General features: G+C 72.8%; 14 protein-coding genes and 1 tRNA gene. 6 read left to right on the top strand and 9 right to left on the bottom strand.

Annotation, left to right across the window (positions count from 1 at the left end):
• Positions 1 to 9 precede the first annotated feature (9 nt).
• Together NBW76_RS13540 and NBW76_RS13535 are read left to right on the top strand one after the other, a co-directional pair.
• Positions 10 to 86: transfer RNA gene (locus NBW76_RS13540), tRNA-Arg, on the top strand.
• A gap of 56 nt (positions 87 to 142) precedes the next feature.
• Entirely contained in the window at positions 143 to 1,405 is a 1,263-nt protein-coding gene (locus tag NBW76_RS13535; protein WP_082480761.1) for an RtcB family protein, read from the top strand.
• Positions 1,406 to 1,499: 94 nt separating this feature from the next.
• Here NBW76_RS13535 and NBW76_RS13530 read toward each other — a convergent pair whose 3' ends face one another.
• The 4 genes from NBW76_RS13530 to NBW76_RS13515 are packed head-to-tail and all read right to left on the bottom strand — an operon-like array spanning position 1,500 to position 4,900.
• Complete coding sequence (locus tag NBW76_RS13530; RefSeq protein ID WP_200914531.1) at positions 1,500 to 3,035, bottom strand: acyl-CoA carboxylase subunit beta; 1,536 nt, start codon at positions 3,033 to 3,035, stop codon at positions 1,500 to 1,502.
• A gap of 24 nt (positions 3,036 to 3,059) precedes the next feature.
• On the bottom strand, positions 3,060 to 3,344 hold the full coding sequence (locus tag NBW76_RS13525) for a DUF2470 domain-containing protein (protein ID WP_056553826.1): 285 nt from the start codon (positions 3,342 to 3,344) through the stop codon (positions 3,060 to 3,062).
• Positions 3,341 to 4,288, bottom strand: coding sequence for a hypothetical protein (locus NBW76_RS13520; RefSeq protein WP_056553829.1), 948 nt, complete (start codon positions 4,286 to 4,288; stop codon positions 3,341 to 3,343). Before NBW76_RS13520 ends, NBW76_RS13525 begins: the two co-directional genes overlap by 4 nt.
• Positions 4,289 to 4,309: 21 nt before the next feature.
• Positions 4,310 to 4,900, bottom strand: a complete 591-nt coding sequence (locus NBW76_RS13515) for a TetR/AcrR family transcriptional regulator (protein WP_055966776.1) — start codon at positions 4,898 to 4,900, stop codon at positions 4,310 to 4,312.
• Positions 4,901 to 4,991: 91 nt separating this feature from the next.
• On the opposite strand from NBW76_RS13515, the gene NBW76_RS13510 reads away from it, so the two are divergent.
• Positions 4,992 to 7,226 carry an MMPL family transporter gene (locus NBW76_RS13510; RefSeq protein WP_056553835.1) on the top strand — a complete coding sequence of 745 codons (2,235 nt, stop codon included), beginning with the start codon at positions 4,992 to 4,994 and terminating at the stop codon, positions 7,224 to 7,226.
• Here NBW76_RS13510 and NBW76_RS13505 read toward each other — a convergent pair.
• Entirely contained in the window at positions 7,223 to 7,618 is a 396-nt protein-coding gene (locus NBW76_RS13505) for a nuclear transport factor 2 family protein (protein WP_056553838.1), read from the bottom strand. The two genes, NBW76_RS13510 and NBW76_RS13505, sit on opposite strands and share 4 nt — an antisense overlap.
• Positions 7,619 to 7,780: 162 nt before the next feature.
• Between NBW76_RS13505 and NBW76_RS13500 the strand changes: the two genes are divergently transcribed.
• Positions 7,781 to 8,785: a nitronate monooxygenase family protein gene (locus NBW76_RS13500; RefSeq protein WP_055966782.1), complete on the top strand. Its 1,005-nt coding sequence runs from the start codon at positions 7,781 to 7,783 to the stop codon at positions 8,783 to 8,785.
• A 38-nt stretch (positions 8,786 to 8,823) separates the two neighbouring features.
• Here NBW76_RS13500 and NBW76_RS13495 read toward each other — a convergent pair whose 3' ends face one another.
• Together NBW76_RS13495 and NBW76_RS13490 are read right to left on the bottom strand one after the other, a co-directional pair.
• Positions 8,824 to 9,318 carry a DoxX family protein gene (locus NBW76_RS13495; protein WP_056553841.1) on the bottom strand — a complete coding sequence of 165 codons (495 nt, stop codon included), beginning with the start codon at positions 9,316 to 9,318 and terminating at the stop codon, positions 8,824 to 8,826.
• Between the two features lie 45 nt (positions 9,319 to 9,363).
• Complete coding sequence (locus NBW76_RS13490) at positions 9,364 to 9,663, bottom strand: hypothetical protein (RefSeq protein ID WP_055966787.1); 300 nt, start codon at positions 9,661 to 9,663, stop codon at positions 9,364 to 9,366.
• 158 nt (positions 9,664 to 9,821) lie between these two features.
• Between NBW76_RS13490 and NBW76_RS13485 the strand changes: the two genes are divergently transcribed.
• Both NBW76_RS13485 and NBW76_RS13480 read left to right on the top strand, forming a co-directional pair.
• Positions 9,822 to 11,060, top strand: a complete 1,239-nt coding sequence (locus tag NBW76_RS13485; protein WP_235492929.1) for a Fic family protein — start codon at positions 9,822 to 9,824, stop codon at positions 11,058 to 11,060.
• A gap of 115 nt (positions 11,061 to 11,175) precedes the next feature.
• Complete coding sequence (locus NBW76_RS13480; protein WP_055966789.1) at positions 11,176 to 11,463, top strand: hypothetical protein; 288 nt, start codon at positions 11,176 to 11,178, stop codon at positions 11,461 to 11,463.
• Between the two features lie 26 nt (positions 11,464 to 11,489).
• Here the strand turns inward: NBW76_RS13480 and arfB are convergent, their stop codons facing one another.
• Both arfB and NBW76_RS13470 read right to left on the bottom strand, forming a co-directional pair.
• Positions 11,490 to 11,924 carry an alternative ribosome rescue aminoacyl-tRNA hydrolase ArfB gene (gene arfB / locus NBW76_RS13475; RefSeq protein ID WP_056553844.1) on the bottom strand — a complete coding sequence of 145 codons (435 nt, stop codon included), beginning with the start codon at positions 11,922 to 11,924 and terminating at the stop codon, positions 11,490 to 11,492.
• Entirely contained in the window at positions 11,917 to 12,522 is a 606-nt protein-coding gene (locus tag NBW76_RS13470; protein ID WP_056576641.1) for a PadR family transcriptional regulator, read from the bottom strand. Before NBW76_RS13470 ends, arfB begins: the two co-directional genes overlap by 8 nt.
• Between the last annotated feature and the right edge of the window lie 87 nt (positions 12,523 to 12,609).

Here is a 12,609-nt window from a genome sequence, read left to right as displayed (position 1 = left end):
GCCCGCCACCTCCCCGTACCTCAGCTGGAGAGAGGGCCCGGTCGCGAGCCGGGACGTCGGACGTTCGAGTCGTCCCGGGGAGACCAGCACCACCGGCAGGACACCAGCACCTCACCACCACCGCCGAAGGAGGCGAACCACCATGACCACCACGACGAGCACCCCCGGAGCCGACGCCTCCGGATTCCCGACGACGCTCCCCGGCGCCGTCGCCGACACCCTCATGTGGGCCGACCCGCAGGACGTCGAGCCCGCAGCGCTCGAGCAGCTCCGCACGATCTCGCGGCTGCCCTGGGTGCACGGTCTGCGCGTCATGCCCGACGTGCACCTCGGCAAGGGCGCCACGGTCGGCTCCGTCGTCGCGATGCGTGACGCGGTGTCGCCGGCGGCCGTCGGCGTCGACATCGGCTGCGGCATGACCGCCGTCCGCACCGACCTGACCACCGAGGACCTCCCCGAGGACCTCCGGTCGCTCCGCCACGCGGTGGAGCGCGCGGTCCCGGTCGGGTTCCACGCCCACGACGTCGCCCCCGACGTCGACCGCCTCGGCCTCGGCCGGGGACGCACGGACGGGCGCGGGACGGCCTGGGACTGGCGCGGCTTCTGGGCGGGGTTCCGCGGGCTCCACGACGCGGTGCAGGACCGTGAGGCCAAGGCCATGAAGCAGATGGGCACGCTCGGCGGTGGCAACCACTTCATCGAGGTGACGTCCGACGACACCGGGCGCGTCTGGCTCATGCTGCACTCCGGGTCGCGCAACATCGGCAAGGAGCTGGCGGAGCGCCACATCGCGGCCGCGAAGGGTCTGGACCACAACCTGGACCTGCCCGACCGCGACCTCGCGGTGTTCCTCGCCGGCACCCCGCAGATGGACGCGTACCTGCGCGACCTGTACTGGGCGCAGGACTACGCGGCCCGCAACCGCGCGGTCATGATGGCGCTCGTCCGCGAGGTCGTCTCGACCTGGTTCGGTCGCGCCGGCCGCGAGGTCGGGTACGACCGCGAGATCTCCTGCCACCACAACTACGTGGCGCAGGAGCGGTACGACGACGTGGACCTGGTCGTCACCCGCAAGGGAGCGATCCGGGCAGGCCGCGGCGACCTGGGGCTCATCCCCGGGTCGATGGGGACGGGGTCGTACGTCGTGCGGGGGCTCGGCGACGAGCGCAGCTACTGCTCGGCCTCGCACGGGGCGGGACGCACGATGTCGCGCACCCGGGCCCGCAAGACCTTCACCATCGACGACCTGGCCCGCCAGACGTCGGGGGTGGAGTGTCGCAAGGACGCGGGGGTGCTCGACGAGATCCCCGCGGCCTACAAGGACCTCGAGTCCGTCATCGCGGCGCAGACCGACCTCGTGTCGGTCGAGGCGCGGCTCACCACGCTGCTGTGCGTGAAGGGCTGAGCCACGCCGCCGGCGGACGCGAGCGCAGGGGGCCGGCCGGCATCGGACCGGTCGGCCCCGGGGTCTCGACCCGAGCTCGCCGCGACGACCGCCGTCACCAGGTGTCGACGGTGCGTCCGGACCCGACGAGCCGTCCGTCGCGCACAGCCGCGTCGACCAGCCGCACCAGCAACCCCCGCGTCTCGGCAGGGTCGATCACGTCGTCGAGCTCGGCGTGCCGTGCGACGTTCAGGGCTCCGGAGTGGGCCTGCGCCAGCGCGGTCAGCTCGCGCACGGTGCGCTCACGCTCCGCCTCGTCCTCGATGGCCTCGAGCTCCTTGCGCATCGACAGCCGCACGGCTCCCTCGAGCCCCATGGCGCCGAGGTGGGCTCCGGGCCAGGCCACGGTCATGAGCGGCTCGTGCAGTCCTCCGCCGAGCATGGCCTGCGCGCCGAGGCCGTAGGCCCGGCGCAGGACCACGCCGATCATCGGCACCTGCAGCGACGCCCCGGCCACCAGGAGCCGCGACGTGTGGCGCACCAGACCGGTGCGCTCGGCCTCGGGGCCGACCATCATCCCGGGGGTGTCGACGAACGAGACGACCGGGAACCCGTGCGCGTCGCACAGCTGGAGGAAGCGGGCCGCCTTGTCGCCGGCGTCGGCGGTGACGGCCCCGGCGACGTGCCGCGTGTCGTTGGCCAGGACGCCGACCGTGCGCCCCTCCAGGCGGGCCAGCGCCGTGCACAGCTCGGGGGCGAAGCCCGGCCGCAGCGGCAGGACGCTGTCGTCGTCGAAGATCGTCTCGAGGATCGGCGCCAGGTCGTAGGCACGTCGCTCGCCCTCGGGCACCGCGTCCCGCAGCGGGGTCTGGTCTGCGGCGGACCAGTCCTCGCGGGGACCCAGGAAGTAGCCCAGGAGGTCGCGAGCCACCTCGGCCGCCTCGTCGTCGTCGGCCACGACGTCGACCACCCCGTTCGCCGTCATCACGTCGAGGGGGCCGACGTCGGCCGCGGCCACCTCGCCGAGGCCACCGCCGGAGATCATCGCCGGACCGCCCATCCCCAGGGATGCGCGGGACGTGGCGACCACCAGGTCGGCGCAGCCCGCCACCACGGCGTTGCCGGCGAAGCAGTTGTCGTCGACCACGGCGACGCGGGGGACCCGGCCCGACAACCTGGCCCACGCGGCGAAGGTGGTCACGTCGAGCGCGGAGACCAGGGGGATGTCGGTGTCGCCCGGCCGGCCCCCGCCGCCCGAGGCGAAGAAGACCGTCGGCAGGCCGAGCCGGGCGACGACGTCGAGGAGCCGGTCCGTCTTGGCGTGGCCGCGCATCCCCTGGGTGCCGGCCATCACGAGGTAGTCGTAGGACAGCACGGCGCAGGCTCGGCCGTCAATCGTGGCGAGACCGCCGACGATCCCGTCGGCGACGGTGCGGTCGAGCAGGTCGTCGTCGCTGCGGCGGTCGCTCTGCGCCGCCGTGACGAAGCGGCCGTACTCCACGAAGCTGCCGGGGTCGACGAGGGCGGCCACGTTCTCGCGGGCCGTGCGCCCGCCGCGCGCGTGCAGCCGCTCCACCGCCTCGGGGCGTGCCGCGTCCTCGGTGAGGGCGCGTCGGGCCAGCAGCTCCAGCAGCTCGGGTCGGATGTCCACGGCCCGATCCTGCCCCACCACGGCTCAGCCGGCGTCGAGCCGCTCGCGTGCTGCGTCGTGCAGACGCACGATCTCGCGTCGCAGGTCCGCACGCTCGACCGCGCGCTCGGTCCAGGGGACCCTCACCGGAACGGGCACGCCGTCGACCACCGCGCTCCAGTCGCCTCCGTCGGCGTCGAGCCCGGTCATGGTCGCCGACGTCGCGCGCCGGACGGCGTGGCCCTGCACGATGGTGAGGCTGTCGTCGCGGTGGTCGGCGTTCATGTGCTCGAGCACCGCTGCCACGACCTCGGGTCCGAAGGCGGTCATGGGTGTTCTCCTGTTCTCGTCCCGGCAGCAGCCGCGACCCTGTCGTGGACGACGCGCAGGGCGGAGGCGTCGGCCGTGTCCGCGCGGTCCTCGTGGGTCAGCCAGTCCATCAGGGGAGCGGAGCTGGGGGCGACGCCGGACCGGACGTCGGCCACGGCCGCCGCGACCAGCCGCCCGGTCGGTGCCGTCGGCGGTGCGACCACGGTCTCCCGGACCCAGGTCTCCGCCTGCTCCAGCAGGTCGTCGTCCACCGCGGCTCGTCGACGGGCCGCGAGCACGGTGAGCGCGTGGGGGAGGGCGCCGACCGCGAGCCCCGCCCCGCCGAGCTGGTCGACCATCGTCGCGAGGTGGCGCTCCATGAGCCAGGTCGGCATGCCGCGGTGGGTCAGCATGGTGCTGAGCCAGGTCACCTGGTGCGCCGCCGTCTCGCGCGGCGCATCGGCCAGGTGGGCGATCCAGGCGGAGTCCGAGACCGAGAACTGCGCGCCGCGGCGACCGTAGCGGTCCCGGTAGTAGGGAGCTGCTCCGTACGACAGCGTCGCGGCCCGGGTCGCGGTGCGGAGCACGTCCAGGTCGGTGGCGACGTGATGGCCGCCCGTGGCGGGATTGAGCACCGTCGCGTCCGCCTTCCAGTCGGGGCCGGGCCTGGAGAGTGCCAGGGCGATCGACTGTCGGAGCTGGACCAGGAGCGCACCGAGGTCGGAGTCCCGCGGCCCCGCCAGACCGTCCGTCACGGCGGCACGCAGCGTCTGCGTGTCGCGGGACCCGACGAGGTCCGCCACTCGCTCGACGCCCACGACGGCGGCCACGAGCGCGGGATCGGTGTGTCGTCCTGCCGACGTCCGTGCGCACTGGTCGAGCAGCAGCGCGACGGCGTCCTGCGCCGGGCCGGGCGCGGCGTCCTCGGGGAGGCTGGGCTCTCCACCGGTCTGGGGCGTGGTCACGGATCGATCGTGCCAAACCGGTCAGGCGTCGGGGGCGAGCGGTGCGCGAAGGGGTCCTGCGGCCAGACGCCGCATCACGTCGCGTCCGACCTCGCTCGCGGTCCGTCCGTCCCCGGGTTGCTCGTCGGTCTTGAGGAGCACGTAGATCGCGAGCCAGGCCGTGGCGCCCACGGCGAGGTCGTCGGGTTCGACCCCGTGACGTGCGGCCAGCGCCTCGCACAGTCGCTCCTGGGACTCCGCGAGCCACTCCATGACACGCCCGCGGACCCGTGCGTTGGTGGCGACGAGCTCCTGGAACCGGTCGGCGTGTCGGTTGGCACGTCGAGTGTGCTCGAGGAAGGCCGTGAGGGCGTGGCCGAGCGAGAGCTCCGGGTCCTCGTCGTCCGGACGGGCGGCCAACGCGTCGGCCATGAGACCGGGGTCGCCGAGGAACGCCGTGGCGAGCTGCTCCTTCGAGGGGAAGTAGCGGTACACGGTCGAGATGCCGACCTCGGCCTCGTGCGCGACGTCCTCCATGGTCGTGGCGTCGTAGCCGCGGTCGACGAACAGGGCCATCGCGGTCTCGGCGAGCAGTTCTCGCGTCCGTGTGGCATTCATCTCACGCAGCCCCATGGCAGGAGAATAGCCCGAACCGGGTGTTCGTGCGAAGATGGGAGAAACTTTCAGTACGAGGTTTCGGGCCCCGCCCGAGAGAGGGGCGCTCATGGCCTGGCACCTGTACCGGCTCGGTCGGTGGAGCTTCCGGCGACGGTTCCGGGTGATCGGCGTGTGGGTCACGCTGCTCGCGCTCGGCGGCGTGGGGGCCCTCACCCTCTCGGGGCCGACGTCGAACTCCTTCGAGCTGCCCAACACCGAGTCCAGTCGTGCGTTCGACCTGATCAAGGACCGCAGCCCCGACGCCTCGACCGACGGCGCGATCGCGCGGATCGTGGCGCAGGCTCCCTCGGGCGGATCGATGACCGACGCGGACGCGAAGCAGGCGTTCGCCTCCGCGCTCGAGGTCGCCCAGACCGACCACGTGGCCGCGGTGGCCGAGCCCTACACGTCGGGAACGGTCTCCCAGGACGGTCGTACCGCGTACGCCACGGTGACCTACGACCGCCAGGCCGGTGAGCTCACCGACGCCGACCGCGGTGCGCTGCAGAAGGCCGCCGAGGCGCTGGAGGGCGCCGGGTACTCGACCGTGGTGGGTGGCGACGCGACCGGCGTGACCACCAGCGGCGGGCACCTCGCCGAGGCGGTCGGCATCGTGATCGCGTTCGTCGTCCTGCTCATCACCTTCGGCTCGCTCGTGGCCGCCGGCATGCCGCTGCTCACCGCGGTCGTCGGTGTGGGGATCGGACTCCTGGGCGTGACGACGCTGTCCGGCTTCGTCGAGCTGTCCTCCGTCACCCCCGCACTGGCGAGCATGCTCGGCCTGGCCGTGGGGATCGACTACGCGTTGTTCATCATGTCGCGGTTCAAGCACGAGGTGCAGGCCGGTCGCAGTCACGAGGAGGCGGCCGCGATCGCCACCGGGACTGCCGGCTCCGCGGTGGTCTTCGCCGGCCTCACCGTCGTGATCGCGCTGACCGGTCTGTCCATCACCGGCATCTCCTTCCTCACGCAGATGGGTCTGGCGGCTGCCGTCACGGTGGCCCTCGCGGTGCTCATCGCCCTGACCCTCCTCCCGGCCCTGCTCTCGTTCGCGGGACGTCGGGTCACCTCGGGGCGGATCCCCGGTCTGAAGCAGCGCGACACCGAGAGCGACGGCGTCCGCACCAACGGCCGCCGCTGGGTCGAGCTCGTGACCCGCTTCCGCTGGCCGGCCCTCGTGCTCGGTCTGGCCGCCGCCGTCGTGCTCTCGGTGCCGGTCGCCTCCATGCAGCTGGCCCTGCCCGACGACGGCACGAAGCCGCGCAGCACCGAGGCGCGCCAGGCCTACGACCGGATCTCCGAGAGCTTCGGTGCCGGGGCGAACGGGCCGCTCACGGTCGTCGTCGACACCCAGTGGGCGTCCGACCCGACCGCCGCGGTCGACACGGCGCTCGCGGCCGTCGGCTCGGTGGAGAAGGACGTCGCCGCCGTGGTGCCTCCGCTGACGGACCCGGACGACCCGGAGGCCGTGGCGCGGTACCAGGGCATGCTCAAGCAGCTCAAGTTCGCCGTGATCACCGTCGTCCCCGAGAGCGGGCCCTCGGACCAGGCCACCAAGGACCTGGTGACCGACCTGCGCGAGAGGCTCACCGACCTGGGCGACTCCGGTGCGAAGGCCTACGTGACGGGCCAGACCGCCGCGGGCGTCGACATCGCCGACACCCTCGCCGATGCGTTCCCCACCTACCTCCTGGTGGTGGTCGGTCTCGCGTTCCTGCTGCTGGTGCTCGTGTTCCGGTCCCTGCTCGTGCCGCTCAAGGCCACGGTGGGCTTCCTCGCATCGGTCGGCATCTCGCTCGGCGTGACCGTCGCGGTCTTCCAGTGGGGCTGGCTCCAGGGCCTCATCGGCCTGGACACCGAGGCGCCCGTCGTCTTCATCCTCCCGCTGCTGCTGACGGGCATCCTGTTCGGCCTGGCGATGGACTACGAGGTCTTCCTCGTCTCCCGGATGCGCGAGGAGTACGTGCACGGACGCGAGGCGCGCGAGGCGGTCGTGGTCGGCTTCCAGCACAGTGCTCGCGTGGTGACGGCAGCGGCCCTGATCATGATCGGCGTGTTCGCCGGCTTCGTCGGCGGGTCGGACCCGATCATCAAGACCATCGGCTTCGCGCTCGCGATCGGGGTGCTCGCGGACGCGTTCCTGGTGCGGATGCTGCTGGTGCCGGCCCTCATGTCGATCGTCGGTCGGCGGATGTGGTGGCTCCCTCGCTGGTTGGACCGCAGCCTGCCGAACCTCGACATCGAGGGGGAGGGCCTCACGGCTCGGCTGCGTGCCGAGCGGGAGTCGGCGCCCCAGCGCTAGGAACGACGCTGCAGGGCCTCGCCCATCGCCTCCACCAGGGCGGTGAGGCCCTGCAGGGGACGCACCATCACGGTGAACTCGACGAGTCGCCCCTCGCCGTCCCAACGCATCAGGTCGATGCCGTGCACCTGCTTGCCGCCGACCACGGTGGTGAACTCGAGCATCGCGGAGTCCTCGCCGACGAGCTCGCGGTGGTAGGTGAGGCCCGGGCCGAGGACGAGGAGTGCCGCGGTCAGGTAGGCGGTGGTGAGCGCCTTTCCCTCCTGGGGCGTGTGCACGGCGGGGGAGCGGAACACCACGTGGTCGGCGAGCAGGTCGTCGAGCCGGTCGAGGTCCTGGGTGCGCACGATGTCGTGCCAGGCCCGGACCGGGGCGGGACGGGGGTCGGTCATGGTTCCTCCTGTGGTCGAGGTGCCGCTGTGGTCTGCCTCACCTCGGCATGACGAGGCTCGGGAGCCACGCTAGGCTGTGGCCCAGACTATGCAATGAGTTGCATAGTACGCGGGACGATCACCCGATCGATGCTCGCTCCGGACGAAACGAGGAGACCCGCCGTGGCCCTGCCCGAGATCCTGCGCCGACCCCTGGCCCTTCCTGTCGTGGCCTCCCCGATGTTCATCGTGTCGGGCCCGGAGATGGTGGTCGCCCAGTGCACCTCCGGCGTGATCGGCTCGTTCCCCGCGCTCAACGCGCGCCCGGCGTCGCTGCTGACCGACTGGCTCAGCCAGATCAACGAGCAGAACGACGCGTTCGCGGCCGCGCACCCCGACCGGCCGGTCGCGCCGTTCGCCGTGAACCAGATCGTGCACCGGTCGAACGACCGGCTCGACCACGACCTGCAGCAGTGCGTGGACCACCAGGTGCCGATCGTCATCACCTCGCTCGGCGCTCGTGAGGACGTCAACGAGGCGATCCACTCCTACGGCGGCATCGTGCTGCACGACGTCATCAACGACCGCTTCGCGCACAAGGCGATCGAGAAGGGGGCGGACGGCCTCATCGCCGTGGCCGCGGGGGCCGGTGGCCACGCCGGGACGCAGTCGCCCTTCGCGCTCGTCCGCGAGATCCGGCAGTGGTTCGACGGACCCGTGCTGCTGTCCGGCGCGATCGCCCACGGACGCTCGATCCTGGCGGCCCAGGTCGCCGGCGCCGACCTCGCCTACGTGGGCAGTGCGTTCCTGTCCACCGACGAGGCGAACGCGGCCCAGGAGTATAAGGACATGATCGTGGGCTCCTCGGCGGCCGACATCGTCTACAGCAACCTCTTCACCGGAGTCCACGGCAACTACCTGCGCGGCAGCATCGTCGCGGCGGGGCTCGACCCCGACGCGCTCCCGGAGTCCGACCCGTCGGCGATGGACTTCGGGACCGGGGGCGACGACAGCCAGCCCAAGGCCAAGGCCTGGCGCGACATCTGGGGCTCGGGCCAGGGCATCGGCGCCATCGGTCGGCGCCAGTCGGTGTCCGCGCTCGTGGAGCAGCTGCGGGCCGAGTACGACGAGGCGCTGGCGGCCCCGGTGTGGGACGGCCGGCGCGAGCTCAGCCTCACGCCCGCCTGATACGGCTCCGGGTCCGACCCGGCACCCGAGACCACCCGTCAGCCGGCGGCGGGTGGTCGCCAGCACACCGCGAGCATCGCGGCGCTGCCGGCGATCCCCACGCCGAGGACGGCCAGCCCGATCGGCCAGCCGTCGGCCACGGTGCCGACGGCGTGGTCGACCGACCACCGGCCCGGCCCGAGCGTGGCGAGCGCCGTGAGCGCCACGGCGACGAGCAGCACGTACTCGTACCCCTCCTTGATGATGAAGAAGCCGTTCCGGCGGTGCACCGTGACGAACGCCGTCGTCATGATCCCGACGCCGGCGGCCGCCGCGAAGGGGGTGGCCAGGCCGGCGAGCAGGGCGAGCCCGACGGCGATCTCCAGGTAGCTCGACACGGCGGCCTGCACGCGCGGCGGACGCAGGCCGATGCTGTCGAACCAGCCGGCGGTGCCGTCCAGCCCGCCGGGTCCGAAGCCGTGGTTCCAGCCGTGCGCGACGAAGACGGCGCCGAGGGTGGCGCGGAGCAGGGCGGAGGCGACGTCGAGGTCCATGTCCCGATGATGCCGCCCGCGAGGCTCGCTCGGCGAGTAGGGAGGTCAGCCGGCGAGGCCGGCGGCGATGGGCGCGGCGCCGCGCCCGTCCAGGACCTCGGGCTGGGCGTGGTCGAGCCGTCGGGACCGGGGATCGACGAGCCGGACGATGCCGCGGCCACGGATGGCGTCGGCCAGGTTGTCGGACTCGATCGCGACGACGTGGCCGTGCCCCGTCGTGCTGCCGAGCGCCCGCAGGCCCGGTCGGTCGAGTGCGCCGATCGCCTCGACGACGGCGCGCAGGGCGGCGGCGTCTCGGACGAGGTGGAAGGTGACGGTGGCGGTGAGGGCGTCCGCGCTCGACATGATCGTGTGCTCCTGGGGTCTGATCGGGAAGGGACTCCCAAAGTAGGACAGAACTTGTTCAGTCGCACGCCGAGATGAACAAGTTCAGGACCTGTGCGTGGTGCGGCGTCATCGACCCGATGGACCCCGGTGGGAGGCGGCCTTGGGAGACTGGGGGTGTGGACGAGGCCGAGCCGGACTGGGAGCCGCACGCACGGGTGGTGGTGCCGTGGCGCCAGCAGGTCGAGCGTGGGCCACGGGCGGACCGCCTCCTGCGCGAGATCGAGGTGCGTGAGCCCCCGCGGATCGCTGGGGCGGACTACGACGCGGACCGGCCGCTCGCCTCGTCGATGGCCAACGCCCTGGCGGGCCTGCGCCAGCTCGACGGCAGCCACGGGCGTCGCCTGAGGGCGCTCAACCGGCTGCTGCTGCGCACGGAGTCGGTCGCGTCCTCCAAGATCGAGAACATCGAGGCCAGCCTGGCCGACTACGGCAAGGCCGTGCTCGGCGCGCGCTCCAGCGCCTCCGCCGTGTCGATGGCGGCTGCCACCGACGCCCTCACCGGCATCATCACGCAGGCCGAGGTGAGCGGCGTGCTGGGACAGCGGTCCATGCAGGACGCCCACGCCGTCCTGTTCCGGCGCAGCATCGACCAGCAGCACAACGCCGGTCGCTTCCGCACGGTGCAGAACTGGATCGGCGGCAGCGACTACACGCCGCGCAACGCGCTCTACGTGCCTCCACCCCCTGCACTCGTGCCGGAGCTGCTGGAGGACCTGTTCGCGTTCGCCAATCGCGACGACGTCCCCGTGCTCGTGCAGGCCGCCGTCGCGCACGCCCAGTTCGAGTCGATCCACCCGTTCGTGGACGGCAACGGACGCATCGGTCGCACCCTGATCCACGCTGTGCTGCGCCGCCGACGCGTCACGACGCACCTCACCGTGCCGATCGCGTCGGCGCTCGTCGCCCATCGCGAGAAGTACTTCGACGCGCTCGGCGACTACCGCGAGGGGCAGGCGCGCCCGATCATCGCGATGCTCACCGGTGCCGTCATCGTGGCGACCCACGAGAGCCGGCGCACGGCGACCGCGCTCCACGAGATCCGCCAGGACTGGGACCAGCGGCTCGGTCCGGTGCGCCGCGGCTCGCCCGTGCACCGGGTCCTCGTCTCGCTGCCGGAGTTCCCCACCGTCACCGTGACCGAGCTGGCCGAGCGGCTCGACCTCGACCTCGAGGAGAGCGCCGCCGCCGTGGACGTGCTGCGCGCCGCCGACGTCCTGGTGCCTGCGAGCAGAGGGGTGACGGACCGCGTCTCGGGCCGCGGTGCGGACCGGGTGTGGTCGGCTCGGGACATCCTCGACGAGCTCACCGACCTCAACGACCGGATCGTGGCCGTCAGCCGTCTGCGCGACCGCTGAGCCTCCGGTCGCGTGCGGCGCGCTGAGCGGTCAGGATGGACGGACGGGTGCCGCCCGGCCTCGACGGCCGGGTCCGTGGCGCATCCGGACGCACGACCCGACGACGGAGGTACGCATGAGCGAGCACCAGCCAGGCCGTGAGGTCGACGCCGACGACCCCGGAGTGCCGAACGACCCGCCCGGTCCCGACGTCCCGGAGCCCTCGGAGGGGTCGCTGGCCCCCGACGTGCCCTCCCCGCCGGAGGTCGACCAGCCCGAGGGGGTCAAGGGTGTCGACGGTGCCGATCCCGATCGGGAGGGCGACGCGGACGAGTCGGCGGACAGCGGCGACGAGGACGGCGAGACCGAGACGCCCCCGGGCGCGGGTGCCACGCACGAGGCCGACGTCGAGAAGCCGGACTGACGGACGCCCCGCCGGGGCGGGACGCCTCAGCCGTCGCTCGGCCCGGGGCGACGGCGTGCGCGCTTGACGTCGCCCCGGCGCTTCTTCGCGTCGATGCGGCGTTGCTGCGAGCCGCGGGTCGGCCGCGTGGCGCGGCGGGGGCGTGGAGGGACGATCGCGGCGGCCACGACCTGCTCCAGCCGTACGCGAGCGGCTTCGCGGTTGCGGTGCTGCGAGCGGTACTGCGACGAGGCGATCGTCAGCGTGCCGTCGACGAGGCGCGTGCGCAGCCGCTCGAGCGCCTGGGCGCGTTGGGTGGCCGACAGCGCCGAGCTGGAGGCGAGGTCCCAGCTGACCTCGACACGGGTGTCGCTGGTGTTGACGTGCTGACCACCGGGTCCCGACGAACGGCTGAACCTCCAGCGCAGCTCGTCGTCGGGTACCCGGAACCGGTCGTGACGGCCCGGGGCGTGCTCAGGCATCGTCGTCGGCGAGGACGCGGTAGAGCGCCTTGCGGGCGTCGTCGACGACCGCGATCGTCCTCTGGTGCTGTGCGGCGTCGCCCGTGCGGACGACCTGCTGCCACGCGGCCATGAAGCTGCCGAGCGACTCGCGCAGCTCGCGCGCTGCCTGCGGGCGTCCTCCTCGGACCTCCCAGGGAGTGCCGAGCCGAGTGCGGTGCTCCTCGACGTGGGCCCGTCCGGTCTCGGTCAGGCTCGCGGTCTTGCGACCGTCGACCTTCTCGATCTCGATGAGACCCTCGTCCTCCAGCTGCTGGAGCACCGGGTAGACGGAGCCGGGGCTGGGTGTCCAGCTCCCGTCGCTCCTGGCGCCGATCTCGGTGATGAGGTCGTAGCCGTGGCGTGGCTGCTCGTCCAGGAGCAGCAGCACGGCGGCGCGGACGTCGCCGCCTCGCTGGCGTCGGCCCCGGCGTCCGGGCCCGTCCGTGGACGGGTCGGCGCCGAAGGGTGGCGGGCCGCCCAGGCTCCAGTCGGGTCCGGGGCCGCGGCGACCCCGACGCCGGTCCCGCGGATCTTCACGGCGGCGGTCGGGGCTGTGGTGGTGATCGTGGTTCCTCATGGGAAGCCTCCTCGGTCGTTCGATCGACGCCGGATCACGGGCCGATCGGTTGGTGATAGGTCAACGATATATCGATAACGTATCGAC

Origin of the sequence: Aeromicrobium sp. Leaf245 (genome assembly GCF_942548115.1) — a bacterium.
GTDB lineage: Bacteria > Actinomycetota > Actinomycetes > Propionibacteriales > Nocardioidaceae > Aeromicrobium.
Note: the sequence above shows the minus strand (reverse complement) of the source record. Positions and strands in the feature narration are given on the sequence as shown.

Excerpts from the sequence above, each read along its gene's own strand:
- NBW76_RS13535 (WP_082480761.1), top strand. The coding sequence starts at position 143 with ATGACCACCACGACGAGCACCCCCGGAGCCGACGCCTCCGGATTCCCG.
- NBW76_RS13525 (WP_056553826.1), bottom strand. The coding sequence starts at position 3,344 with ATGACCGCCTTCGGACCCGAGGTCGTGGCAGCGGTGCTCGAGCACATG.
- NBW76_RS13515 (WP_055966776.1), bottom strand. The coding sequence starts at position 4,900 with ATGGGGCTGCGTGAGATGAATGCCACACGGACGCGAGAACTGCTCGCC.
- NBW76_RS13510 (WP_056553835.1), top strand. The coding sequence starts at position 4,992 with ATGGCCTGGCACCTGTACCGGCTCGGTCGGTGGAGCTTCCGGCGACGG.
- NBW76_RS13505 (WP_056553838.1), bottom strand. The coding sequence starts at position 7,618 with ATGACCGACCCCCGTCCCGCCCCGGTCCGGGCCTGGCACGACATCGTG.
- NBW76_RS13495 (WP_056553841.1), bottom strand. The coding sequence starts at position 9,318 with ATGGACCTCGACGTCGCCTCCGCCCTGCTCCGCGCCACCCTCGGCGCC.
- NBW76_RS13490 (WP_055966787.1), bottom strand. The coding sequence starts at position 9,663 with ATGTCGAGCGCGGACGCCCTCACCGCCACCGTCACCTTCCACCTCGTC.
- NBW76_RS13480 (WP_055966789.1), top strand. The coding sequence starts at position 11,176 with ATGAGCGAGCACCAGCCAGGCCGTGAGGTCGACGCCGACGACCCCGGA.
- arfB (WP_056553844.1), bottom strand. The coding sequence starts at position 11,924 with ATGCCTGAGCACGCCCCGGGCCGTCACGACCGGTTCCGGGTACCCGAC.
- NBW76_RS13470 (WP_056576641.1), bottom strand. The coding sequence starts at position 12,522 with ATGAGGAACCACGATCACCACCACAGCCCCGACCGCCGCCGTGAAGAT.